At 71.6% G+C, this 25,231-nt stretch carries 19 protein-coding genes; 11 read left to right on the top strand and 8 right to left on the bottom strand.

The genetic code is table 11. The features are described 5' to 3' along the window. Positions 1-28: 28 nt before the first annotated feature. Positions 29-946 carry a LysR family transcriptional regulator gene (locus WMF26_RS05455; protein ID WP_437336160.1) on the bottom strand — a complete coding sequence of 306 codons (918 nt, stop codon included), beginning with the start codon at positions 944-946 and terminating at the stop codon, positions 29-31. A 114-nt stretch (positions 947-1,060) separates the two neighbouring features. On the opposite strand from WMF26_RS05455, the gene WMF26_RS05450 reads away from it, so the two are divergent. Together WMF26_RS05450 and WMF26_RS05445 are read left to right on the top strand one after the other, a co-directional pair. Then, positions 1,061-1,987 carry a hypothetical protein gene (locus WMF26_RS05450; RefSeq protein WP_437999430.1) on the top strand — a complete coding sequence of 309 codons (927 nt, stop codon included), beginning with the start codon at positions 1,061-1,063 and terminating at the stop codon, positions 1,985-1,987. Positions 1,988-2,364: 377 nt separating this feature from the next. Then, a complete protein-coding gene (locus WMF26_RS05445) occupies positions 2,365-3,312 on the top strand; it encodes an STAS domain-containing protein (RefSeq protein WP_437999429.1) in 948 nt (315 codons plus the stop codon). 174 nt (positions 3,313-3,486) lie between these two features. Here the strand turns inward: WMF26_RS05445 and WMF26_RS05440 are convergent, their stop codons facing one another. Beyond that, complete coding sequence (locus WMF26_RS05440; RefSeq protein ID WP_437999428.1) at positions 3,487-3,642, bottom strand: hypothetical protein; 156 nt, start codon at positions 3,640-3,642, stop codon at positions 3,487-3,489. 118 nt (positions 3,643-3,760) lie between these two features. Between WMF26_RS05440 and WMF26_RS05435 the strand changes: the two genes are divergently transcribed. The 3 genes from WMF26_RS05435 (at position 3,761) to WMF26_RS05425 (ending at position 7,021) form a co-directional block, all read left to right on the top strand. Continuing rightward, positions 3,761-4,453, top strand: coding sequence for an RNA polymerase sigma factor (locus WMF26_RS05435; protein ID WP_437999427.1), 693 nt, complete (start codon positions 3,761-3,763; stop codon positions 4,451-4,453). Then, the gene (locus tag WMF26_RS05430; protein ID WP_437999426.1) at positions 4,450-5,694 is read left to right on the top strand and encodes a FecR domain-containing protein; all 1,245 of its coding nucleotides are present in this window, start codon (positions 4,450-4,452) and stop codon (positions 5,692-5,694) included. The genes WMF26_RS05435 and WMF26_RS05430 overlap by 4 nt, the downstream gene beginning before the upstream one ends. Before the next feature lie 199 nt (positions 5,695-5,893). Continuing rightward, on the top strand, positions 5,894-7,021 hold the full coding sequence (locus WMF26_RS05425; protein ID WP_437999425.1) for a hypothetical protein: 1,128 nt from the start codon (positions 5,894-5,896) through the stop codon (positions 7,019-7,021). A gap of 54 nt (positions 7,022-7,075) precedes the next feature. Here WMF26_RS05425 and WMF26_RS05420 read toward each other — a convergent pair whose 3' ends face one another. Beyond that, on the bottom strand, positions 7,076-7,960 hold the full coding sequence (locus WMF26_RS05420; RefSeq protein ID WP_437999424.1) for a transglutaminase-like domain-containing protein: 885 nt from the start codon (positions 7,958-7,960) through the stop codon (positions 7,076-7,078). Between the two features lie 371 nt (positions 7,961-8,331). On the opposite strand from WMF26_RS05420, the gene WMF26_RS05415 reads away from it, so the two are divergent. Together WMF26_RS05415 and WMF26_RS05410 are read left to right on the top strand one after the other, a co-directional pair. Continuing rightward, a complete protein-coding gene (locus WMF26_RS05415) occupies positions 8,332-9,393 on the top strand; it encodes a pectate lyase (RefSeq protein WP_437999423.1) in 1,062 nt (353 codons plus the stop codon). A 251-nt stretch (positions 9,394-9,644) separates the two neighbouring features. Continuing rightward, positions 9,645-10,733: an L-type lectin-domain containing protein gene (locus WMF26_RS05410; protein ID WP_437999422.1), complete on the top strand. Its 1,089-nt coding sequence runs from the start codon at positions 9,645-9,647 to the stop codon at positions 10,731-10,733. Between the two features lie 312 nt (positions 10,734-11,045). On the opposite strand, the gene WMF26_RS05405 is transcribed toward WMF26_RS05410, so the two are convergent. Further along, positions 11,046-11,678 (bottom strand): DUF6151 family protein, encoded by a 633-nt coding sequence (locus tag WMF26_RS05405; RefSeq protein WP_437999421.1) that lies wholly within the window; start codon positions 11,676-11,678, stop codon positions 11,046-11,048. 162 nt (positions 11,679-11,840) lie between these two features. On the opposite strand from WMF26_RS05405, the gene WMF26_RS05400 reads away from it, so the two are divergent. Together WMF26_RS05400 and WMF26_RS05395 are read left to right on the top strand one after the other, a co-directional pair. Next, entirely contained in the window at positions 11,841-12,809 is a 969-nt protein-coding gene (locus WMF26_RS05400; protein ID WP_437999420.1) for a LysR family transcriptional regulator, read from the top strand. A 150-nt stretch (positions 12,810-12,959) separates the two neighbouring features. Continuing rightward, the gene (locus tag WMF26_RS05395; protein WP_437999419.1) at positions 12,960-13,994 is read left to right on the top strand and encodes a Kelch repeat-containing protein; all 1,035 of its coding nucleotides are present in this window, start codon (positions 12,960-12,962) and stop codon (positions 13,992-13,994) included. Positions 13,995-14,127: 133 nt separating this feature from the next. On the opposite strand, the gene WMF26_RS05390 is transcribed toward WMF26_RS05395, so the two are convergent. The 4 genes from WMF26_RS05390 to WMF26_RS05375 all read right to left on the bottom strand — a co-directional run bounded on the left by WMF26_RS05390 (position 14,128) and on the right by WMF26_RS05375 (position 18,385). Then, positions 14,128-14,952: a hypothetical protein gene (locus WMF26_RS05390; RefSeq protein WP_437999418.1), complete on the bottom strand. Its 825-nt coding sequence runs from the start codon at positions 14,950-14,952 to the stop codon at positions 14,128-14,130. Between the two features lie 250 nt (positions 14,953-15,202). Continuing rightward, positions 15,203-16,045 carry a carbohydrate ABC transporter permease gene (locus WMF26_RS05385; protein WP_437945054.1) on the bottom strand — a complete coding sequence of 281 codons (843 nt, stop codon included), beginning with the start codon at positions 16,043-16,045 and terminating at the stop codon, positions 15,203-15,205. Next, the gene (locus WMF26_RS05380; protein WP_437999417.1) at positions 16,038-17,021 is read right to left on the bottom strand and encodes a carbohydrate ABC transporter permease; all 984 of its coding nucleotides are present in this window, start codon (positions 17,019-17,021) and stop codon (positions 16,038-16,040) included. Before WMF26_RS05380 ends, WMF26_RS05385 begins: the two co-directional genes overlap by 8 nt. Continuing rightward, the gene (locus WMF26_RS05375; RefSeq protein ID WP_437999416.1) at positions 17,021-18,385 is read right to left on the bottom strand and encodes an ABC transporter substrate-binding protein; all 1,365 of its coding nucleotides are present in this window, start codon (positions 18,383-18,385) and stop codon (positions 17,021-17,023) included. The genes WMF26_RS05380 and WMF26_RS05375 overlap by 1 nt, the downstream gene beginning before the upstream one ends. 767 nt (positions 18,386-19,152) lie before the next feature. On the opposite strand from WMF26_RS05375, the gene WMF26_RS05370 reads away from it, so the two are divergent. After that, entirely contained in the window at positions 19,153-21,756 is a 2,604-nt protein-coding gene (locus WMF26_RS05370) for an RTX toxin (RefSeq protein WP_437999415.1), read from the top strand. A gap of 854 nt (positions 21,757-22,610) precedes the next feature. Next, on the top strand, positions 22,611-25,211 hold the full coding sequence (locus tag WMF26_RS05365; RefSeq protein ID WP_437999414.1) for an RTX toxin: 2,601 nt from the start codon (positions 22,611-22,613) through the stop codon (positions 25,209-25,211). The last annotated feature ends 20 nt before the right edge of the window (positions 25,212-25,231 follow it).

The following is a 25,231-nucleotide window of genomic DNA, read 5'->3' as shown; positions in this document are numbered from 1 at the left end:
ATTGTTCTCTCCGGAGAACGATCCGCCGCTACGCCCACGAGACCCCGCGGAACGCCGCGGCCAGGTGCTCGACGAGCCGGCGCACCCGCGCGGGCGGGCGCCGGCCGGCGGCGTGCACGGCGTAGATGCCCATGGGCCGGGGCGCGAAGGCGTCGAGCAGCGTGACCAGGCGCCCGGCCCGGAGATCCTCGTCGACCATGAAGCGCGGCAGCACCGCGAGGCCGATCCCGGAGACGGCCGCCTCGCGGAGCGCCGTCCCGTTGCTCGCCGTGAGCGGGCCCGAGACGGGGACGGAGATGCGCCCCGAGGCGCCGTAGAAGCGCCACTCGTCCTCGACGCGCAGGTGCAGGTACCGCAGGCAGTCGTGGCGCAGGAGATCCCCCGGCTGCTCGGGCCGCCCCCGCCGCTCGAGGTAGCCGGGCGCGCCGACCACGTGCAGCGCGGTCGTGGCGAGCTTCTGCGCGACGAGGCTCGAGTCCTTGAGCTTCGTGATCCGGATGGCCAGGTCCACGCGCTCCTCCACCAGGTCGACGAGCCGGTCGTTCAGCGCGAGCTCGACGTGCGCCCCCGGGGTCGCCCGCAGGAACCGCGCGAGCGGCTCCGCCAGGTACATCTGCGCGAAGGTGACCGGCGCGTTGAGCCGGATGCGGCCGCGGTCGGCGTCGGACGCGCCCCGCACCGCCGCCGCGGCCTCCTCGAGCACGCGCGCGCAGCGGGCGTAGAGGTTCATGCCGGCGTCCGTGACGGTGAGCTTGCGCGTGGTGCGCACGAGCAGCCGCTCGCCGAGGCGCTCCTCCAGGCGCGCGACCCGGGTGCTCACCATCGACTTCGACACCCCGAGCTCGGCCGCCGCGGCGGTGAACGAGCGGCGCTCCACGACGCGGGCGAAGCACAGCATGGCGGGCAGGTCGTCGAAGAGCGGGTCGAGCATGCGCCCACGGTGCACGGCGGGGCGGATTGTTCGCAAGGGAGAACGAGACCCGCGGCCGCGAGGACCGGGCGGCTCCGGCTTGCCTTCGCCCCTCCCCCTCCGGTAGCGTCGGCCCCGGGTAGAATTATCGTGGCGGCCCCGATCGTCGTCGACATCGCGTCGGGCCCTGCCGTGGACGGCGAGCTGCCGGCGCTCCTCATCGAGGCGTGCTCCCGCGCCGCCGGGGGCGGCGGGTGCGCGCTCGGCGACCCGAAGCGCACCGGGACCCCGGTGCGGGCGCTCGCCGTGGTCTGGCTGGACGGGCCGGACCACCGCCGCCTGCGGGTCGACGTCGCCTCGCTCGGCGCGCCCGGGGGCACGCTGTCGTCGCGCGAGATCGAGTTCCGCGAGGAGGATCCGCTGCCCGACCGCTACCGCACCGCGGGGCTCCTGGTCGCGGCCCTCTCGTCGGAGCGCGCCGGCGCCCCCGTCGACGCCGCGCCGGTCGACGCCGACGCCGAGCAGGCCGACGCCGAGCAGGCCGCGGGTGCGCCGCCGCCGCGCCCGCTGGGCTGGTTCATCGGCGCCGGCGGGCTCGCCGGCAGCGGGCTCGAGGGCGGCCCCCCCAGCGCCGGCGGCTGGGTCATGGCCACGGCGCTCGACCGGCGCTCGGGCTTCTTCGGGGCGCTGTCGGCGTCCTATGCCACGACCCTGCGCGAGCCGGCCCCGGGGCTGTCCGTCCAGTGGCTCGGGCTGGGGGTCGGCGGCGGCATCGCCGCGCCCGTCGCGCCGCTCGACGCGCTCGTGCGCGCGAGGATCCAGGCCGCGACCGAGTGGGTGATGGGCTCCCCGCGCGACCCGAAGGCGCCGGAGGAGACGGGGCACGGGTGGACCTTCGGGACGCGCACGGCGATCGACCTCGCGTGGCCCGCCGAGGGCAGCGTGGCCCTCTTCGGCAGCGCCGAGGCGTTCGTGCGGATCCATCAGACCGATCTCCACGTCCACCCGAAGCCCAAGGCGACGCTGCCGAGCGGCGGCTTCACGGGGATGCTGGGGGTACAGCTGCGCCTGCGCTAGGTAGCTCCGCACCCCTCCTGGGAACGTGACGCTCTACCAGCGACTTACTCATGCATCGAGGAAGCCGCTTTCACGCCACAGCCTGCGGGCCGATGCGCTCCCTCGAAGAGCGGATCGCCGATGAGACCGCGATACGCGCGCTCCGGGCCATGGCGGTTTCGGCGAGGACGGCCGGCGCGACGCGCTGGTCCGGCGCGCGGCGACTGGCGCGCCGCGCGCGAGCGATGGAGCGAACGAGGCTTTGGATGTCGCCCCGCTCGGTGAGCACGGTAGAGGCCGACGGTCTGGCTGTGGTCGACGTGCTCTGAGGGGGCTGCCGTGGCATCCCGGTCCTGGGCGCTTGCGCTCCCGGCAGCAACCGATCGAGCATGACATCGATGAACACGAGTGACGACCTGACGCAGCTACGCCGGCGGATCGAGGAGCTCGAGCGGGGCGAGGCGCGTTACCGCGGTATCTTCGAGAGCTCCCCGATCTCCCTCTGGGAGGAGGACTGGTCGGCGGTCAGGCGGCACATCGACCAGATCATCGCGTCGGGCGTCACCGACCTGGACAGGCACTTCCAAGCCCGTGTCGACGATGTCTTCACGGGCATCGCCCTCGTGAAGATCCTCGACGTGAACAAGGCCACGCTGGAGCTCTGCCGCGCCTCGAGCAAGGAGCAGATCCTCGCCGGGCTGTCGGTCATCTTCGACGAGCCCGCGGTGATGACCTTCCACCGCGAGCTCGTCGCCTTGGGGGGCGGGGCGACGTCCTTCGAGGAAGAGACGTTCATCTCCACGCTCGACGGCGAGCGGAGGACCGTAACGCTCCGGCTCGCGATGAGCGCGGGCTCCGAGCAGACGTGGGAGCGCTGTTTCGTGTCGCTCCTGGACATCACGGATCGCAAGCGGGCCGAGGAGGCGCTGCGCCAGAGCAAGGAGGAGACCATCCGCGCGCAGATGACCATGCTGGCGCAGCTGTCCACGCCGGTGATCCCCATCAGCGACGACGTCATCGTCATGCCGCTCATCGGGGCGCTGGACCGAGCCCGGATGCAGCAGGCCACGGGCGCGCTCCTGGACGAGCTCCAGCGACGCGCGGCGAGGGTCGCCATCCTGGACATCACCGGCGTCCCCGGGATGGACGCGGAGGCCACCCACGGGATCCTCCAGGCGGCGGGCGCCGTGCGGCTGCTCGGGGCGAAGGTGGTGCTGACGGGGATCCGCCCGGAGGTCGCGCGGTGCCTGGTCGATCTCGGCTCCGACCTGCCCGACATCGTGACCCGCGGCACCCTGCAAGCCGGGATCGCCTACGCGATGCAGGGCGGCGCCGGGCGACGCTGAAGCTACGGGGCCACGTCCGCGACCTGGTCCTCGGCGAGCCGATGACCGGAAGCTCCAATCACGATCTGATGGACTTCACTGCCCCCATGCTGCTTCAGGTCGTCAGCCAGAACCGTCGTTTTCGATCGGCGGATGGGGGGAGACGGATCCCGGAGCCGAGGTGTCGGCGCCGGCTCAAGCGCGGGAGTCCGCGGTGAGCAGGTGGCGAGCTCGGTCGTAGAGGCGCTGGGCGACGGCCGGGTCCAGGGTCGGCAAGGACGTGGGGAGCGGGGTGCGGCGGTCGTAGGCGAGGAGGCGGCCCGCCGGCGGGTCGTCCATGAGGTGCGTCACCCGCGCACCCCGCGGCAGATCGGGGTCGACGTGTGGCGGGCGGGACCAGGGCGGCGGCGCGGCGGGCGTCGAAAAAAGCGCCGCGGCTCAGCCTGCTTTCCGGCGGAACGGCTACTGCATGAGCATGGGAACCGCCGAGCCACGACCAGCTGACCGCCGGCTCAGGCTCGTCTCCGCCCAGGCCGACGGGCAACCCGCGCCCGCCAGCGACGAGGAGCTCCTGCGCGCCTTCCACCGGGGCGAACGCGGGATCGGCCTGCGCCTGTACGAGCACCTGCTCCCCGTGGTCGACCGGACCCTGTACCGGATCCTGGGTTGCCGCGAGCAGGACCACGCCGACCTCGTGCAGGGCGCGTTCGAGCAGATCGTGAGCACGCTCGCGAAGCGCCGCTTCGCGGGGGAGTGCAGCCTGGCGGGCTGGGCGTCCGTCATCGCCTGCCACGTCGGGCTGAGCGCGCTGCGCGCCCGCCGGCGCGAGCGCAAGGTCATCGATCGCGCGCCGGGGCCCTCGGAGGACGCCGGCGCCGCGCCCGAGCCGCCCGCGCAGAGCGCCGACCCCGAGCGGGCGGTGAGCGCGCAGCGCGACCTCGAGGCGCTGCGCCGGCACCTCGCGGCGATGGACGGCGACCGCGCGACCGCGCTGCTGCTCCACGCCATGGGCTATTCTGTCAATGAAATCGCACACTTGACCGGCGTCTCCGAGGCCGCGGCCCAGTCGCGGCTGTCGCGGGGGCGGCGGGAGCTGAAGGCGCGCTGCGAGCCCGACGCAGCGGCGCGACGCGACGCCGATCGGCCCGAGGAGCCACGATGAAGCAGGACGACGTTGACGCCACCCCGGAGGACCGCGCCGATGCGCCCGGCGTGGAGGCCTCGCTGCGGGCGCTTGTCGAGCAGCCGGTGCCGCCGCTGCCCAGGGCCCAGGCGCGGTACCTCCAGCAGCGGATCGCCGGCCGCATCGACCAGCTCGCCGCCGAGGAGGCGGAGCGGCGCGGCCGCGTCGCCCGGCGGAAGCGGGACGCCCTCGTCGCGGGGGCGCTGGCGGCCGCCCTGGCGGCGGCGGTCGCCGGCGTGCTGATCGGGGTCCGGGCGCAGGACGCCTCGCCCGCGGCGGCGCAGGTGACGGCGCTCCAGGGCGCGGTCGAGATCGCGGCCGGGGGCGCGACGCGCTCGCCGCCGTCGCTCGCCCTCGTGCCGCTCACGAGCGACGAGGAGCTGCGGACCGGCGAGGGCGCGCGGGCGAAGGCGTCGCTCGCGACGGGCGCGACCGTCGAGGTCGGGCCGTCGACCCGCGTGCGGTTCGCGCCGGTGGGGGCCGGGCGCGACCGCCTCGGCGATGTCGTCACCCTCGAGCAGGGCAGGATCGCCGTCGAGGTGCCGCCGCTGCCAACGGGCGTGACCCTGTCGGTGCGGACCCTGGACGCCGTGGTCACGGTCCACGGGACGCGCTTCTCCGTCGAGCGGCAGCCCGGCGCGGCGGGGGCGCCGGCCGAGACGCGCGTGTCGGTCATGGAAGGTCGGGTCGCCGTGCACAGCGACGCGGTCGAGCGCGCCCTGAGCCCCGGCGAGACGTGGTCGTCCCGCGACGAGGAGCGCCGGGTGGACCGGCCCGCCGAGGGGCGGCCGGGCGACGCGCCGGCGCCGCCGCACGGGGAGGCGCAGGACGGCGCCGCCGGCGAGGGCGGCAAGGCCGGCGGCGGGGCCGGCGAGGGCGGCAAGGCCGGCGAGGGGGAGCCGCGCGCGCCGCGCGACGCGCGCGAGGCGCCGGCGCGGGCCTCGCTCACGGCCGAGAACGCGCTGCTCCAGAGCGCGATGGCGGCCCGGAGGGGCGGGCAGCCGGGCCGGGCGATCGAGCGGCTCGACCTCCTCCTCGGCCGCTACCCGGACTCGCCGCTCGCCGAGATCGCCCGCGTGGAGCGCCTGCGCGCGATCGAGATGCTCGGCGACAAGCAACGCACGGCGGCGGAGGCGCGCCGCTATCTCAAGGACTACCCGCAGGGCTTCGGGCGCGAGGAAGCCACGTCCGCCTCGCGCCCGAGCGGCGCTCGCCCGTGAGCGCCCGCGCGCGGCGCCGTGTCGATTTTTAGACAACGCCTGCCTGCTCTCGGCGCCTCCGGCGACTTTCACTTCATCAGAGGCAATCGCCGCCCCGGCGAGCGGGTTCGCCGGCGGCGGCAGGGTCGTGCTTGCTCTTCGATTTGGGAGGATCCCGATGCGTTCGTTCGCGTTGACTGGGTGTTTGTGTGGTGGGCTGTTGTCGCTCGCGATCGTCGGCCCGGCCTGTACCGTGCTGGGGACGGGAGATGCCGGCAGCAACATGGTCTCCGGGGACGACTGCGTCCCGTCGGACGAGGGAGGGAGCGCGCCGGCGCCGAGCTTCCCGGGGTCCGGCACGTCGGGCGCCGGCGAGCCGATCACCGCCGATCTCGATGCGCTGTCGTGTGGAGCGAGCCGCCTGGGCACCCCGGTGGACGAGACCGCCCAGGTCGACTGCTATTACACGAACAGCAACCCGACGACGCCGATGGCCTTCGTCGAGCGGGTCGTCGAGATCGCCGAGAGCGAGGAGCTCGTGCACGTGCGGCTGACGCTCAACCCCGCGTTCGTCGACAACACGTACGGCGAGACGGCCATCGGCTGGGGCGGCGAAGAGCAGGTCGGGCAGCCGCCCGCGCCCGGCGGCGGGCCCGGGCAGCCGCCCGCGCCCGGGCCCGGGCCCGGCGGCGAGCCGAAGCCGAAGGGGCACAAGGGGCACACGTTCAAGGATCTCGTGGGCAGCGACAAGGCCCAGTTCCAGATGACGGACGGGAAGGGAGAGCTCGTGCTCGACTTCTTCGTCGACTACATCTCGGCCGACGAGACCGAGCCGTCGGGCTACGGATCGCTGGGCGTCGTCGGCGGAGAGGGCAAGATGCTCCTCGGAGACGCCGGGGCCGTCGTCGCGGCGACCACCTCGCTCGACCGCGATCTCAACGCGTGCGGGTACGGCGCGTACGTCGTCGACTCCCCGGAGACGGACGAGAGCTACACCCCGAATCCGCAGACGCCGGGCTGGGATTACCGGGTCGTGTACGACGTGTGGGTGAGCGCCTCGGCGTTCGGCGCGGCGGGCTTCGGCGACGCGACCATCAGCTATGTGCACGCGTCGCCGAGCAAGTACCCGTCGGACACGCTCACCGTGACGCCGGGGCCGTGCCCCCCCACGACGTGCGAGGGCGAGGACCCGCCCGCCGGCGAAGGCGGCAGCGATCCCGGCGAGGAGCCGGGCGGGGGTGAGGAGTGCAGGGATTCGGGTGGGGAGTGCACGGCGAACGCGGACTGCTGCTGGGACAGCGACGTGTGCCTGGGCGGCGTGTGCCAGCCGTTCGATATCCCCCAGTGATGCGGCGCTCCCCGGCGCCGGGGCGACCGTCCGCCCCGGCTCGGGCGGCCCAGCTCAGACCGGGTCCGGGCGGTCCAGCACGGCGTTGAAGACGGTCGGCGGCACCCGCAGGCGCTCGTCGCTCTCGTAGCGCTGGCGCAGCTCGGCGAAGCTCGCGTCGGGCGAGCGCGTGAGGGCGGCGAGCCGGTCGAACAGCGCGAACCGCTCGTCCCCGTGCGGCTCGTTGGGGCGGCTCATCCCGCCCCAGCAATCCCAGGGCAGCATCTCCATGTTGTTGAGCGCCGCCGCGTCGCGCACGATGTTCCCGTCGATGAACCAGTACCCGTGCTCGTCGAGGAAGCCGAACTTCGACGGATCGGCCTCCCCGGCGCGGCACCGCGCCCAGGCGTCGCCCGCGACGACGAAGCGGTCGCGGGGCACGTCGAGCGCGTCGAAGTCGGGGTTCAGCGCCGCCCGCTGGACGTCGTCGAGCTGCGCGTCGACGAGGACCCAGCGCGCCTCGGCGGCGTTCCAGTGCTCTGCGACCCAGTGGTCCATGAAGCTGTCGGGGTGGAAATAGCCGCCGAAGCCGCAGCGCGCCCGGGCGGGGACCCCCTTGGCGCGCAGCAGGGCGACCAGGAGCACCGTGAAGTGGCGGCAATTGCCGACGAGGCGCGCGCCGGGCGGCCGGGCGGCGGAGAGCGGCCGGCCGTCGTGGGCGAGGAGGCGCTCCAGCATCCGGTCTGCGGGACGGAGGTGGGGCTCGCCGCGGCGCTCGTCGGAGAGCTCCACGCCGTAGGCCTGCGCCCAGTGCTGGTGCAGCAGCAGGCCCTGCACGACGCGGACGAGCGAGGCCACGTCGCTCGGCAGCTCGTCGAGCCGGGGCGCGTGCGCGCCGGCGGACGTCATCGCGCCGGGGCGCGTGTAGAAATCGAAGATCTCGTGTGCAAGCGTTGTCATCCGTCGTCCGCGAGGTGTGGTGTTCCAGGGGGGTGCAGCGCGCTGCCCGGTGGAGTCTCCCATCCATTCGGGGATGCGGGAAGAGCTCGGGGCTGAATCCGCGGCGCCGAGCTGCCGCGCGGCCGGCCTGACGCCGGGCGTCCCCTCCCCCGCTTCCGCCGTCAACCAAGGGTTGACGCGGTTGACGTCAGCGGTGTTGACCGCACGCCGACCGGCGCCTGCATTCCACGAGAGCTCCGCCGGCGCCCCCATGGACGCCGCCGCCCACGCCGGCAGGCGCCGCGATGACAGGGCGATCGTACCCGCATGGGGCCTACGGGCACACCCGTTGCACTGGCGACCTCCGGAAATGTTCTTCTGAGCGAGGTCCCATGTCGACGAGAGCTTTCAATGCGTCTGCCCGGCTCCGGGCCGGTATCCTGATCCCCGCGGTCTCTCTCATGTGGGCGTGCTCGTCGCCGTCCGACGACGCGGCGTCCGAGACGGGCGGGAGCACCAGCATCGGCGGCTCGGGAGGCGGGCCTGTCGCCAGCGGAGCGGCGAGCTCGAGCGCTGCAGGCGCGGGCAGCGGCGGCTCCGGCGCCGGCGCGACGAGCTCGAGCAGCGGCGCGACGAGCTCGAGCGCTGCGGCTTCAGGCAGCGGCGGCGCCGCCGCGAGCTCGAGCGGCGCGGGGGGCGGGGGCGTCGTCCCGACCGGCGATCCGCTCGACATCCTCAGGGAGCTCACGCCGTCGGACGAAGAGCTGGCCGAGGCCTACGAGGGATATATCACCGACGAGGTCGGACCGCTGACCTACGCCACGGAGGGGACGGGGACCGCTCGGACGATCTCCCAGACCATCTTCGTTCCCCCTCATGCCGTGTACGACGGCAAAGGCGAGACGCTGAGCGCCGACGTCGACGCGATGAAATGCGACACCTCGAGCGGTGAGCAGGGCGAGAGCCAGCGGCCGTTCTTCCTCCTTGCGCCGGGCGCCAGCGTGAAGAACGTGACCATCACCTACCCCGGCTGCGAGGGGATCCACATGATGGGCGACAACGCGCTCGAGAACATCACCTGGGAGGACGTCGGAGAGGACGCGGCCTCGGTCCGCAGCTACTTCCCCGGCGGGCGCATCACGATCAAAGACAGCAAGGGGTTCAAGGCCGCCGACAAGATGTTCCAGTTCAACGCGCCCTGCGACGTCCGGATCGAGAACTTCACGGGCGCCGAGATGGGCAAGCTCCTGCGCCAGAACGGCGGGACGGAGTTCGAGCTGAACATCGACCTCAACACCGTCACGGTGACGGGCGTCGTCTCCGCCGTCGTGCAGAGCGACAGCCCGCTCTGCTTCGTCCGTCATCACGACCTCACGTACGAGTTCACCGGCTCGGGGGACAAGAGCGACCGCGTCTTCCGCGATGTTCCGCCGGAGAACATCACCGAGTACTGAGCCTCTCGCTCGCCCGGGTCGCCCGGGTCGCCCGGGTCGCCCGGGCGCTCGGTGTCCGGCGTCGTCGCCGAGGGCTGCCGCCAGCGCTCGCCTCAGGCGCAGCCCCCGGGCTGCGCGCGGGGTCTCGGCCAGGAGGTCGCCCGGAGGCGCGCTCCGCTCGATTTGGTACACTGCGGCGCAGAAAGGGCTGGCGCGCGAGGGTGCTCCGCATCGATCGCGCGATCCCCGGTCGCGCGCCGCATCGACAGGACATGCAGCCATCCCAGCCAACCTCCTCCTCACGCGCGGCGCCGCGCGCAGACCAGCGGCCGCGCGCGCGCCTCCTTCTCCCGGCGCTCGCCGCCGCGCTCTCCACGTGCGGCGGCCGGAGCGACGTCCTCGAGGAGGGCGGCGCCGAGGAGGTCGCCCCAGTCCCCGCGTGCGAGCCCGCGCCGGAGGTGTGCGACGGCCTCGACAACGATTGCGACCGCGTCGTCGACGAGGGCTGCCCTTGCGCGGAGGGGCGAGAACGGGGCTGCTACTCGGGCCCGCAGGGCAGCGTGGGCATCGGGGCGTGCAGGGCCGGCGTGCAGGTCTGCTCCCGGGGCGCGTGGGGTCCGTGCACCGGCGAGAGCACGCCGGCGCCCGAGGCGTGCGACCTCGTCGACAACGACTGCGATGGACAGACCGACGAGGGCACGTGCCCCGACGGAACGGCGTGCGGCGCGAGCCTCACCGCGGACATGGCGTCGCCGCCGGAGGGATGGTCCTTCAACGGGTCGGCCTTCTGGGACCCGGAGTCGCGGACCGCCGTGCTCACCGAGGCCAGGGGCCAGCAGGCCGGCACCGTCGTCTACCGGAATCCCCTCGTCGCCGACGCCTTCACCGCGACGTTCCAGTTCCGCCTCGGCCGGGGCGACGGCGTGGGCTTCATGCTCCAGGCGACGGGAGCGACGGCCGTGGGCGAGCCCGGCGGCGGCCTGGGCATGGCCGGGCTCGCCGGCTACGGCGTCGAGTTCGATACATACGAGAACTTCGATTGCGATGACGCGAGCGGCGAGCACATGGGCATCGCCGATCTCGCCCGGCCTTGCGCCGGGGGCGTCCTCGGCTCGCTGCTCCAGGTGGAGGGCGACCTCCGGCTCGGCGACGCCGCGTTCCATACGGCCCGCATCGAGCTCAATCAGGGCGAGGCGAGCGTGAGCCTCGACGGCAAGCCGCTGATCGAGAAGTTCGCCATCCCCGGCTTCCCCGTCGGGTCGGAGCTCTTCTATGGCTTCGCCGCCGGCACCGGAGCTGCCGTCGCGCGCCAGGAGATCCGGAATGTGACGATCGCGTTCCCCGCTCCACGCTGCCTGTAGAGCGGTTTTCGCTCGGGTTCAACGCAGGCGTCTTCCGTACTTCGTCTCTCGTCTCCGTTCACGTCTGCGTGCGCGTTGACTCCGGCGAATCGCGCACGCGCACGCGCACGCGCACGAAGGACGAGCACGGAAGACGGAAGACGGAAGACGGAAGACGGAAGACGGAAGACGGAAGACGGGGACGAGAGACACCGTACGTCGTCTCTCATCCCCGTCTTCCGTTCTCCGCTCCCTCTTACTTCTTCCCTCTTCCGTCTCCCCTCTTACGTCTTCGTGCGCGTGCGCGTGCGCGATTCCCCGGAAATCACGCCGTCACGCGCTCGCGGGGCGCGGGCCGCACAGCGGGCGCAGCGCGTCGCGCTCGGCCTGGGGCAGGACCGTGACCGGGTACTTCGGATTGCCGCTCGCGCGATCGAAGAACGGGTGCGGCCACGTCTTGCCGCGGATCTTCCAGCCGAGCACCTTCCCGATCGTGCGCGCGAGCAGCGGCACGTTCGGCTTCACCGTCCCGGGCGGAGGCTCGCCGATCGCGAACTTGCCGAAGATCCCGCCGCGCGGCGGGCCGAAGACCTCGTCGCACGGGCTCGCGCTCGGCGCTTGCTGGAACAGCTCGGTGGCGATGCCGAGGACCGGCAGCCGCGGCGTCGGCGTGTTGCCGAGCGGCGTCTTGCAGCAGCTCGCGTACCACCGATACAGGCCCCGCGGCGTGAGGCGCACGGCGGCGATGACCTCGGCGCCGCGGTCGAACGAGATCGCCGACGGAGGGACCTGCACGATGTCCGAGCCGCCGTGCTCGTCGAGCAGGTCCGCGCGGCCGAGGTGGTGCAGAAACGCCTGGCAGTCGGCGCAGTAGCAGATGGCGCGGTTCACCGCGCTCGGCGACGCATCGCGCAGCCATCCGTGGAGCTTTCCGCAACGACACTGGAGCTCGATATCTCGGGACATGGAGCCCACATATCATGTTCTGACGCGCGGCGCGCGCGCTTCTCGACGCGCGCGCTTCTCGACGCGCGCGCTTCTCGACGCGCGCGCCTCCCCTGAGCCGCTGGCGACCGCCGGCGCCGCGGCGCGACCCGGGCCACGGCTGGCAGTGTTATTGCTCGCACGATGAGCCGCCGCGCCCGCCTCGCCTCTCTGGATCTGAACTTGCTTGTCGTGCTCGACGAGCTGCTCCGGAGCCAGAGCACCGTCGTCGCGGCGAAGCGCCTCGGTCGGGCGCAGTCGTCGGTGAGCCACGCGCTCGGCCGGCTCCGCGAGGTGTTCGGCGATCCGCTCTTCGTCCGCACCGGAACGGCGCTCCGGCCGACGAGCTTCGCCGAGGAGCTCGCGGCGCCGCTGCGCGCGCAGCTCGACGCGCTGGAGCAGCTCCTCGAGCCGACGGCGGGCGTGGAGCCGTCGCGCCTCGAGCGGACGTTCACGCTCTCCGCGCCTGACTGGGCCGTGATCCTGATGCTGCCGCCGCTCATGGCGCGGCTGCGCCGCGAGGCGCCTGGCGTCGATATCGTGCTGCGCTCTTTCAGGATGGATGTGGATCGGGCGGTCCAGTCGAGCGAGATCGACGTGGCGCTCGGCGTGAGGTTCCAGCCGCTCTCCGGCCTCGTGATGCAGCGGCTGCTGGAGGAGCCGTTCGTGTGCATCGCGCACCGCGACCACCCCGACCTCGGGGAGCGCATCACGCTCGACGCGTACGCCGCCGCCGCCCATGTCCTGGTCGCGCCCTACGAGCTGCCCGGGAGCCCTCTGGACGACGAGCTCGCGCGGCTCGGGCACCGCCGGCGCGTCGTGCTCCGGGTCCCGCACTTCTCGGCGGCCCTGTTCGTCGTCGCGCAGACGGACCTCATCGCGACGCTTCCGAGCAGCTTCGTCCACGCGACCGCGCCGCTCCTCCGCCTCCGCGTGATCGAGCCGCCGCTCGCGATCCCGCCCTTTTCGTTCTCATGCCTCTTCAGCGCAACACGGCGGAAGGATCCCGCGCACGTCTGGCTCCGCAGGTGCATCTCCGAGATCTGTCGCGAGATCCATGCCGGGACGCCGCGCGCGGTCGCCGGCCGGCCTATCGACACCATCGATAGATAGTAACAGCCAGTCGGGCGCGCCCCGGCGTGGACCGCCCTCGGGGCCGCCATTACGCTTTGGTCCGACGACGGCAGGCCGTCGCGCGGCGCTACGCGCCGCCGCGATCCGCGAGGCACGGGGCCTCGCGAGCCACCGAAAGGAAAGAACATCATGCGATCCATCACCGCGCTCGGCTTCTCTCTCTGCCTCTCCCTGGCCGCGGCCGCGTGCGCCGACGACGGGTCGGGCGGGAGCGAGGGCAGCGCGGCCTCCGGCGACGGCGTCGACCAGGGCGCGCGCCCGGGCTGGCGCGGGCTCGCTCCGATCGCGGGCGGCCCGCGCCAGGAGCACGGCGTGGTCGCGCTCGACGGCAAGATCTATGTCATCGCGGGCGTCGGCGGCGAGCTGCTCAACACCGGGCGCGTCGAGGTCTACGATCCTCGCGAGGACGCGTGGTCCGAGGCCGCGCCGCTGCCGATGGCCCTGAACCACCCGAACGTCGCTGCCCTGCACGGCAAGATCTACCTGCTCGGCGGCATGATCGGCGAGTTCCCCTGGACGGCCGTCGGAAATGCGTTCGAGTACGATCCGGAGTCCGATACGTGGACGGAGATCGAGCCCATGCCGGAGGGGACCGAGCGCGGGAGCGCGGCCGTCGGCGTGGAGGGCACGAAGATCTACCTCGCGGGCGGGCTGCGTTCGCTGACACCCCGCTTCCAGGACACGGTGCTCGACGTCTCCTCGTACGACGTCGTGACCGGCGCCTGGGAGGCGCTGCCGGACCTGCCCGAGCCGCGCGATCACGTCGGCGGCGCGGTCGTGGGCTCGACGTTCTACGTGCTCGGCGGCCGGGCGAACGGCCAGGGGAACGTGAAGGACACCGTGTTCGCGTACGACCTCTCGGAGCGCGCCTGGTCGACGCGCGCGCCGATGCCGACGGCGCGCGGCGGCGTCGCGGCGGCCGTGAAAGGCGAGACGATCTACGTCATCGGCGGCGAGGGCAACGAGGAGCCGGGCTCGCTGGGTGTCTTCGACGACAACGAGGCCTACGACGCCGCGCGCGACGCGTGGCAGGTGCTCGCGCCGATGACGACGCCGCGCCACGGCACCGGCGCGGTCGCGGTCGACGCGGCGATCTACGTTCCCGGCGGCGGGACCCAGCAAGGCTTCGGCTCGACCGACGTCACGGATGCGTTCATGCCCTGAGCGGGGCGCGACCGCGCGAGGCCGGAACGACCGTGTTCCATCGCCGGCACGTTCGAAGAGGGAGCAGGGCCGCGCCAGGATAGGGATATCACGGCGCCGGGCGTCCCGGCGCGAGCGCTCTGGCGACCGAGCGCTACTTCTTCATCCACGCCGCGCTTTCGGGATGGACTTCGACGAGCAGGTGGATGGCCGCGGCGGTCACGGCGATGGACGGACGCAGCGCGGAAGGCGCGTCGCGCGCGATGTACGTGCGCCGAAGGCCCGCGGTGATGTCGACCGCCCCGATGATGCTGCCGTCGGCCAGCACGTAGTAGCCGCCGACGTTGCTCGAGCGCACCGTCTGGTGCGCCCACTCGACCAGGAGGACGCGCCCGTCCTCGCTGCGCACGAGCGCGTCCCAGTCCAGCAGCTCGCGCGGTTCAGGCTTGGGTCCCCCGAGCTTGCGCATCTCCTTCACCCACTCGGGCACCCACTCGGGCTCTTTCGGCCAGGTGCTGTTCAGATCGACGTCGAACCGCATCGCCCAGGCGCGCGTGCCGTCGTTCAGGCGGCAGCCGAGCTGGCGCGAGTCGCGGTGCCTCCAGGGGTCGCTCGGTCCGGCGCAATCGATGCTGCCCGCCGGCATGTCGGGCCCGGTCATGGCGGCGCGGAGCCGCCAGCCGCCGTCATAGCTCCCCTTCACCGAGCCGAAATTCAGGGCAACGCCCTTGCCGGGGTCGTAGTCGATGGCGGTCACGCGGTAGCGGCCGATGCGGAGGTACTCAGGCGGAAAGAAGCCAAACGCCCTCTCCATCGGCAGCTCTTCCGCCCGGGGGGCGAACTTGGGATCGAGCTCGAGCTGCGGGGCGCAGCCCGCGCAAAGCCAGCCCATCAGGAGAGCGCCCAGCGCGGACGACATCGCACGGCGCCGCGGGGTCGCCGTCTCTCGGAGCGAGCAGTTGACCGGGGAGTTCGACACGAAGGCGCTCCTGGAAGGTGGAGGGGAAAGGGCACGCGCCGAGCGCGTCGCGCAGCGACGAGCGCTCGTCGTCGGTGAATCAGCCGCCGGCCACCAAGCAAGCCACGTGCCTCGCGGTCCGGCGCTCGGACCGCCGGAGCGCCGCGCGCGCGAGCACGCAGCGGCCAGGCGTGACGCCCGGGCGACGCGGCGGCTGTAGCTGCCCGTTCATGGTCCGGACGAGGTGCCCCCCGGTCTCCCTCCAACCCGGTCAGGTCTTCACGGCGCCCGCGGTGAGCCCCTGGACGAGGTAGCGCTGGAGCAGGAGGAACCCGGCCACCACGGGCACGCTGACGACCACCGAGGCGGCCATCACCTGGTTCCAGTAGATGTTCGACTGCGTCGCATACCCCTGCAGCCCCACGGCCAGGGTGCGGCCGTCGTCGTCGGTGAGCACGGAGGCGAACAGGACCTCTCCCCACGCGGTCATGAAGGCGTAGATCGCGACCGCGACCACGCCCGGCTTGGCCGCCGGGAGCACGACTCGGAGCAGCGCGGTGAGCGGCCCGGCGCCGTCCACGAGCGCGGCCTCGTCGAGCTCGCGCGGGATGGTGTCGAAATACCCGGCGATGAGCCAGATGGAGAACGGCAGCGAGAACGTCAGGTACGTGAGGATGAGGCCGAGCCGCGTCCCGTGCAGCGCGAGCCCGGTGGACCGCTCGATCGTGACGAAGAGGAGGAAGAGCGGGAGCAAAAAGAGGATCCCGGGGAACATCTGCGTCGACAGCACGGTGGTGAGGAACGCGCGCCGGCCCCGGAAGCGGTACCGGCTCACCGCATACCCGGCGAGGATCGCCAGCGCCACCGAGAACACCGTCGCGGCCGCCGCGACGACGGCGCTGTTCACGAAGTAGCGCGCGAGCGGCACCGTCCGCCACATGTCGACGAACGGCTGGAGCGTGACCTCCGTCGGCACCCAGGTGAAGGGCCCCTGGACGTCGCGCAGCGGCTTGATCGCCGAGATCAGCATCACGTAGAGCGGGACGACCGTGAAGAGCGCGAGCGCCGCGAGCACGGCGCGCCGCAGCCAGGCGACCCACGCAGCCTCACGCATGGCGAGCGCTCCTGCCGGTGATCAAGAGATAGCCTGTCGTGACGACGAGCAGAAAGCCCACGAGGAGCACGGACATCGCCGAGCCCAGCCCGAAATTCCAGGTGATGAACGACGCCTGGTAGATGTGGATGGCGATCACGTCGGCCTCCGGCGGCGCCGCCCGCCCGAAGAGCGTGTAAGGCGTCGTGAAGTCGTTGAAGCTCCACAGGAACAGGACGAGCAAGAGCACCTGGTTGACCGGCCGGAGCATCGGGAGCGTGATCGACCGGAAGCGCGTCCACGGGCCGGCGCCGTCGACGCTGGCCGCCTCGTAGAGGTCCGACGGGATGGCCTGGAGGCCCGCCGTCACCGTGAGGAAGGCGAACGGCCACGTCCGCCAGATCGCCACCACCACCAGGCTGAGGAAGCTGTTGCCACCGAGCAGCCAGAAGGGGCGATCCTGGATGAGGCCGAGCTGGTCGACGAGCACCGTGTTCACGATGCCCGTGTCGCGCTGGAGCATGAAGCTCCACGTGATGACGCCGGTGAAGATCGGCATCGCGAACGGGATGAGGAACAGCGTCCGCAGCGCCGAGCGGCCGCGGAACGGCTTCTGCAGCGCGACCGCGGCGGCCGTGCCGAGGAGCCACGAGCCGCTGACCACGAGGACGCTGACGGCGACCGTGATCGCGAAGGAGCGCAGGAGCTCGACGCCGATCGGAGAGCCGAAGTCGACCGCGATGCGGTAGTTGGCGAGCCCCGCGAACGGCGCCTTGCCCCAGTTGCGGATGTAGCGCTGCGTGAGCTGGAGGAAGCTCATCCACGCCCCGACGAACATCGGGACGATATGCACGGCGAGCTCGGCGGCGAGCGCGGGCAAGAGGAGCACGTACGGGAACGCCCGCGGCCAGCGCGAGCCCGCCCGCGGCCCCGCGGCGCCGTGCGCCGCCCCGGCGGGCGCCCCTCCCCCGGCGCCTCCCGCGCCGCCCTCCCGCATTACTTGCCGCTCACCATCTGCTGGTTGGCCTTGGTCAGCTTGGCGCGGATCGCGGCCTCGTCCACCGCCTTGCCGGAGGCGGCCTCGGCCAGGAGATCCTTCATGGCCGTGCCCACCAGCGTCTCGAACTGCGTCGTCTCCTCCATCATCGGCATCGACTCCGCCGTCTCGGCGAGCACCTTCTGGAACACCTGGATGTTCGCGGTCTTGAAGCGCTCATCGGAGTAGGCCTCGGTCACGACCGGCAGCGAGTTGAAGGCGGCGTTCAGGATCCGCTGCTCCTCGGGGCTCGTCATGAACGCGACGAGCTTGAGCGCGGCGTCCTTGTGCTTGCTGTCCTCGAAGACGGCGATGTTGATGCCGGCCACGTGGCTGTTCACCCGCTTGCCGTTCGCGGGCAGCGGGTCGGGCAGCGGGATCGGCGCCACGCCGTAGGCGTCGCGGGCGAGGCCGTTCTGCTCGATCGCCGTGGCGGCGTAGCTCTGGATCATGAGCATCGCCGCCTTGCCGGCGGCGAAGTCCTTGAGGATCTGCGTGTCGTTCACGTACTCGGCGTTGCTCGGGTTCACGACCTTGTGGACGCCGAGCAGGTCGATGTACTGCTTGACGCCGGCGACGAGCTCCGGGTCGTCGAAGCGCGCCTGCTTGCCCTCGAAGATCCTGGCGCCCTGCTGGCGGCCGAACATGAACGCGAAATGAGCGTTCTCGGTGTAGCTCGCGCCCATGATGGCGAGCCCGTAACGGCCGCTCTTCGCGTCGGTCAGCTTCTTGGCGACCGCGACGAGCTCGGCCCACGTGGCGGGCGGCTTCTCGACGCCGCCGTCGGCGAACATCTTCTTGTTGTAGAAGAGCCCATAAGCGAGGCCGTAGAGCGGCACCGACGCGGGCGGCTGGCCGGGCGCGCCGGTGGCGGACATGCTCGCCGGGATGAACCGGTCCTTGCCGCCGACCTTGGCGAGCGCGGCGTCGTCGAACGGCAGGAACGCGCCGGTCGCCTGGAGCGACGCAGACCACGAGTTGCCGATGTTGAGGACGTCGGGCCCCTTGCCGCTCGTGGTGGCGCCGAGGATCCGGTTGAGCAGGTCCGGCCAGGGGATGACCTCGAGCTTGACCTTGATCCCGGTCTGCTTCTCGAACTTGTCGAGCTCGGGCTGCAGCACCTTCTTGTCGTCCTCGAGACTGGGCCCCTGGTTGCTCGCCCAGTACGACAGCGTCACCGGCCCGGACCCCGGCGGAGCCGCGGCGGCCGACCCTGACGGCGAGGGTGACGACGACGGCGCGTCGCCCCCGCTCTTGCCGCACGCGGCGGCCCCGAGGGCGAACAGGGCAAATGCGGCTACGGCCTCGATCGTGCGTGACCTCACGGTAGGCTCCCTCTCCGGCTTGCAGGTTCACATGCAATCGCGCGCTGTCGCGCGGCGACGCGCAGACTATCCGCGGCGAGGCCAGGCCTGCAAGCCAGGTATGGCGAGCAGAGCGCCGCGGCCGATCGCAGATCCACGGCGCACCGGGCGAGTGCCGCGCAACCCCGCTCGGCGCACGCAGCACGCGCAGGCTGCCCCCTGCGACATTTCCAGGCGTTCAAGCACGGCGACGCGAGTGAAGCACTTAATCGGTTCAGTGTCAACGGTCGTCGCGCCGCAGGCGATGGGCTGCTCCGGCGGCGTGCCTCCAGGTGGCACGTGCCACCCGGGCGCGTGCCACGTGCCACCTGCCCGGGCACCGCCGGCCTGCTGCCGGACGGGGAGCGCCCGCCGCGAAGCACCTCGGAGCGCGACGCGCGCCGTGAACACCGCCGCCCGGCGGCGGGCTGCGCGTCGGGATCGAGCGGACGCTGGCACGGCACGCCGATTGCCACTCACTTCTCCGCCACGCGACGTCGTGTGGCGGCCAGCGCGCACCGCTCGGGGACATCACCGCCGCCAAGAAGGCAGGCGAGGAGCTCCGCGCACGAACGACATCGAGGCCGAGCGGCCACGCCCATCGAGGCGGATGCGCAGCGCGCTGGCCGTGTCGTTTCATTCGCGACTGTCGTGAGCAGGGCGTCCGGTCCGGCGGAGCGCGCCGGGCGCCCTGCCGCTGCAGCGCTCACCTTGGGTCGACATAACTTCTGCCATCACATCGAGGGTCCATGACCATGCATTTGCCTGAAAAACCTGGGGCCACGCGCCCGCGCGAGAGGGGGGGTCGGCGGCTCGGCCCCTGGCTCGCGCTGGGGGTCGTGGAGGTGTCCCTGCTCGGGTGCGCCGCGGAGGCGCCGAAGGAGCCCGAGCCTGCGGCCGGCGAGGTCGCCACCGTCGCGCAGGCGGTGCGCGACGACGACACGCCGTTCCATGCCGGCTCCGAGGATCCGATCGTGAGCGTCGGTGAACTCCATGCCTGCGCGGTGAAGCCGAGCGGCGAGGTGCTCTGCTGGGGCCTCAACGGCGACGGCCAGGCCGATGATCCCACGAACGACATCTCCTACATCCAGGTCGCCGCCGGCGCATACCACAGCTGCGCGTTGACGCGGTCCGGCAATATCGACTGCTGGGGGCGCGATACCGACGCTCAGGCGACGCCTCCCGGCGGTTCATGGTCCCCTGTCCCGTGGCCACCAGATCCCGATGACACCTACATCCAGATCAGCGCGGGCAAATACCACAGCTGCGCGCTGACGGCGGCCAACGAGGTCGATTGCTGGGGGAGCAACACCGCTGGACAGGGCAGCGATCCCGCGGGCGTCTTCACGCAGATCAGCTCGGGCGATTTCCACAACTGCGCGATCAGACCGGACGGGACGGTCCACTGCTGGGGGTACAACATCATGGGGCAGAGCACGCACCCCGCTGGCACCTACGTTCAGATCAGCGCGGGCGCCTACCACAACTGTGGGGTGAAGACGGACGGGACGATCCACTGCTGGGGACGCAACCTCGAAGGCCAGGCCACGGCTCCCACGGGCACGTTCGTCCAGGTCAGCGCGGGCTACCTCCAGACGTGCGGGTTGAGGACGAACGGCGCCGTCGACTGCTGGGGGGACAACGCGGATGGCGGCGCCGTCGATCCGACGGGGTCCTTCACCCAGATCAGCACGAGCCACGGGCTCACCTGCGGCGTGAGGCTGAACGGCACCATCGAGTGCTGGGGAGAGGACGACGCAGATCCGCCCAGCGAGGCCGTTTTCGGCCGCCTCGCGGTCGCGTCGGGCGACCAGCACACCTGCGCGCTGAGGGCGAACGGCACGGTGATCTGCTGGGGGGACAACTCCGACGGGCAGGCCACGCCGCCGGCAGGTGTCTTCCGGCAGCTCAGCGCGGGCGCGTGGCACACGTGCGGCGTGCGCCCCAGCGGCGCGGTGCGCTGCTGGGGCGACGACAGCGACGGCCAGGCCGCGGATCCTTCTGGCACGTTCACCCATGTCAGCTCGGGCTACAACCACAACTGCGGGATCAAGACGGATGGCACGATCCACTGCTGGGGGAGCAACTCCGAGAACAAGGCCACGGCTCCCCCGGGCACGTACACGCACGTCAGCGCGGGCGATTACCACACGTGCGCGGTCAGGACCGACGGCACCATCGACTGCTGGGGGAGCAACCTCGAGGGCCAGGGCACGGATCCCGCGGGCACGTTCACCCAGGTGAGCGCGGCCAACCACCACAACTGCGCCGTCCGGACCGACGGCGCCATCCTCTGCTGGGGCGAGAACGACCACGGCAAGGCCACAGCCCCGTCCGGCACGTTCACCCAGGTCACCACGGGCTTCGACCACAGCTGCGGGCGGCGGCTCGATGGCGTCGTGCAGTGCTGGGGCATCAACGACCAAGGCCAGTCGTCGCCGCCCTTCACCAGCTCCATGTTCGTTCAGATCAACGCGAAAAGACACCATACCTGCGGCGTGACCTCGACCGGCGCCATCACCTGCTGGGGGGACACCCTGCACGGGAAGGCCACGGTGCCGTCGGGGCCGTTCGCGCATGTGAGCGCGGGACAGCACAACAGCTGCGCCGTCACGGCGGGCGGACAAAAATGGTGCTGGGGGGGCGACGAGGAGGGCGAGAGCACGGAGCCTACCGGCTTCTTCTCCCACGTCAGCACGGGCTATCTCCACACCTGCTGGCTGCGGACGAACGGCACGCTGCACTGCCACGGCAACGACAGCTACGCACAGGTCTCCGACAAGCCCAGCGGCACCTTCGTCCAGCTCGATGCCGGCACCTTCCACACCTGCGCCGTGAAGGCGGACCAAACGGTGGACTGCTGGGGGCGCAACAGCTCCGGCGAAGCCGCGGATCCGGCAGGCGCGTACCGCCAGGTCAGCGCCGGCACCGCTCACAACTGCGGGGTGAAGACGAACGACAAGGTGCACTGCTGGGGAGCCAACATCAGCGGTGAGGCCACGGCTCCGGCGGGCGACTTCCTCGAGGTCAGCGCCGGCGACTTTCACAGCTGCGGGGTGAAGACGAACGGCACCGTCCACTGCTGGGGGCGCAACGTGGAAGGCCAGACCACGGCTCCCTCGGGCACCTTCAGCCACGTAGGCGCGGGCCGCCTTCACAGCTGCGGGTTGAGGACGGACGGCACCATCCGCTGCTGGGGGAGAAACGAGGAGGGAGAAGCCACGGCTCCGCCGGGCACCTTCGTCGAGCTCAGCGTGGGTGAGTTTCACAATTGCGCGTTGAGAGCGGACGGCTCGGTCCACTGCTGGGGGCGCAGCGACCTCGACCAGCTCTGGCCCCCGCTGGCGAACTGACGCCGCGCTCTCCGGTCGGCGCCGCCGTCGGGTGGACCGGGAGGGCTCCTCCGTCGCGGGGGACGGCTCGTGGTGGCGCCGAGGATCCGGTTGAGCAGATCCGACCAGGGGATGACCTCGATCTTGACCTTGATCCAGGTCGGCTTCTCGAACTGTCGAGCTCGGGCTGCAGCACCTTCTTGGCCTGCAAGCAGAGCATGGCGAGCAGAGCGCCGGATCGGATCGCAGGTTCACAGCTGGCCGCGCGCGCGTGGCGCCGCCGTGCGCCGCGCGCGATCCCCTGCGAGCTTTCCGGGCGTACCAGCAAGGCGCGTCGCGCGAAGCACTTAATCGGCTCATATTCAACGATCATGCGCGGCGCCCGATGGGCTGCTCCGGCGGTGCGGCTCGGGTGGCACGTGCCACAGGCCCGGGTGGCACGTGCCACCCGAGCCGCGCCGCCGGCTTGCTGCCGGACGGCCAGCGCCGCGCGACGAGGGCCGCTCGTCGCGCGGCGCGCGCCGCGGAGGCTGCGGCCGCGTCGATGGGCTGCGCGGCGGGGCCGAGCCGGCGTCGACCCGGGCACGCCGATTGCCACTCGCCTCGTCGCCACGCGGCGCCGCGTGACGGTCAGCGCGCATCTCTCGGAGGAACCACCGCCATGAACAAGGCAGGTAAAGAGCTCTACGCACGATGAGCGTCGAGGCTGCGCGTTCAGGCCCACCGCGGCGGACGCGCAGCGCGCTGGCCTTCTCGTCATTCGCGCCTGTCGCGAGCAGGGCGCCCGGTCCGACGGAGCGCGCCGGGCGCCCTGCCGCGTTAGCGCTCACCTTGGGTCGACATAACTTCCACCATCCTATCGAGGCTCTATGTCCATGCATCTTCCTGAAAGACCTGCGGTCACGGGCACGCGCGAGCGGGCGGGCCGGCGGCTCCGCTCCTGGCTCGCGCTGGAGGTCGTGGCGGTATCCCTGCTCGGGTGCCTCGGCGAGGCGCCGAAGGAGACGGCGCCGGCGGACGGCGAGCTCGCCTCGATCGCGCAGGCCCTGCGCGACGACGACACGCCGATCCATGCCGCCTCCGAGGAGCCGTTCGTGAGCGTGGGCGAGGCGCATGCCTGCGCGGTGAAGTCAAACGGCACGGCGCTCTGCTGGGGCCTCAACGACCATGGCCAGACCACGGTCCCCTCAAACAGTGGCCCCTACGTTCAGGTGAGCGCGGGCGGCCACCACAGCTGCGGGTTGACCCCGTCCGGCGGGATCCACTGCTGGGGGCGCGACGACGACGGTCAGGCCTCGCCTCCCGTCTCTCCGTGGAGCCCTTTGCCGGAACCGCCGGATCCCAATAAGACCTACGTTCAGGTCAGCACGGGTGCATACCACACCTGCGCGCTGAGGACGACCGGCACGATCGACTGCTGGGGGCGCAACAACTTTGGAGAGGGCGGCGACCCCACGGGCACCTTCACGCAGGTCAGCTCGGGCGAATACCACAACTGCGGGCTGAGGGAGAACGGCACGGTCACCTGCTGGGGGTACGGCGTCTTTGGACAGACCGCGGCCCCCGGGGGCACCTTCGTCCAGCTCAGCGCGGGCGCCTACCACACCTGTGGGTTGAAAACGGACGGGGCGATCCTCTGCTGGGGCCTCGACGACGAAGGCCAGGCCACGGCTCCCACGGGCACCTTCGTCCAGGTCAGCGCGGGCAACCTCCAGACGTGCGGGCTGAGGTACAACGGCACAGTCGATTGCTGGGGGGACAACGCGGATGGCGGCGCTGTCGATCCCTCAGGGACCTTCTACCAGATCAGCACGAGCCGTGGGCTCACCTGCGGACTCAAGATGGACGGGACGGTGGACTGCTGGGGAACCGACGAGGCGGATCCGCCCAGCTCGGGCCCCTTCGGTCGCCTCGCGGTCGTGTCGGGCGACAGGCACACGTGCGCGCTGAGGGCGAACGGCGCTCCGATCTGCTGGGGGGACAACTCCGACGGTCAGACCACGGTGCCGACCGGTTTCTTCAAGCAGCTCAGCGCGGGCTCCTCGCACACGTGCGGTTTGCGCCCCAACGGTGCGGTGACATGCTGGGGGAGCAACTCCGACGGCCAGAGCGCGCATCCTTCTGGCACATACACCCAGGTCAGCTCGGGCTACAACCACAACTGCGCGATCAAGACGGATGGTACGCTCCACTGCTGGGGGAGCAACTCCGAGAACAAGGCCACGCCCCCCTCGGGCACGTACGTGCACGTCAGCGCGGGCGATTATCACACGTGCGCGGTGAGGACCAATGGCACCATCGACTGCTGGGGGAGCAACCTCGAGGGTCAGGGCACGGACCCGACGGGCACGTACATCCAGGTCAGCGCGGGCAATCACCATAATTGCGCGGTCAAGACCGACGGCACCGTCCACTGCTGGGGAGAGAATGACAACGGGAAGGCCACGGCGCCGTCCGGCACGTTCACGCAGGTCAGCGTGGGCTTCGACCACAGCTGCGGGCTGGCGACCGATGGCTTCGTGCGCTGCTGGGGCGCGGACGCGGACGACGAGTCGTCGCCGCCCGTCACCTACTTCGGTTTCGTTCAGATCAACGCCCGGCGCCATCACACCTGCGGCGTGACGTCGAACGGCCTGATCGCCTGCTGGGGGAACACCCTGTACGGGAGCACCGCGCCGCCGACGGAGACGTTCTCCCATATCAGCGCCGGCGAAATCATCAGCTGCGCTATCAGGCCGAATGGAACCTCGGAATGCTGGGGTGACGATTCGGACGGTCAGGGCGCAGAGCCCTCCGGATCGTTCACCCAGGTCAGCGCTGGCTACCTCCACACCTGCTGGTTGAAGACGAACGGCTCCCTGGACTGCCGGGGAAACGACTCTTACAATCAGGTCTCCGGCAGGCCCACCAGCGGTAGCTTCCTCCAGGTCGACGCGGGTACCTTCCACAACTGCGCCGTGAGATCGGACCACAAGCTGTTCTGCTGGGGGGACAACACCACCGGCAAGGCCGTGGCTCCGACGGGCGACTTCCTCCAGGTCAGCGCAGGCGCCACTCACAGCTGCGGGGTGAAGACGAACCACAAGGTGGCGTGCTGGGGACACAACGGCAGCGGTCAGACCGCGGCGCCGACGGACGACTTCCTCCAGGTCAGCGCCGGCGCCCACCACAGCTGCGGGGTGAGGACGAACGGCACCGTCCGCTGCTGGGGGCGCAACGTCGAAGGTCAGACCACGGCTCCCTCGGGCATCTATGCCCAGGTGGGCGCGGGCGACTACCACAGCTGCGGGCTGAAGACCGACGGCACCATCCACTGCTGGGGAGCGGACGCCCAGGGAGAATCCACCGATCCCGCGGGCACCTTCGTCGAGCTGAGCGTGGGCGGCGAGCACAGCTGCGGGGTGAAGACCAACGGGATGGTCCACTGCTGGGGAAGCGCTGACCACGATCAGCTCTGGCTCCCGCTGCCGAACTGACGCCGATCCAAAAGGCGTGC

The organism is Sorangium sp. So ce185 (assembly GCF_051526825.1).
GTDB lineage: Bacteria > Myxococcota_A > Polyangia > Polyangiales > Polyangiaceae > Sorangium > Sorangium cellulosum_D.
Note: the sequence above shows the minus strand (reverse complement) of the source record. Positions and strands in the feature narration are given on the sequence as shown.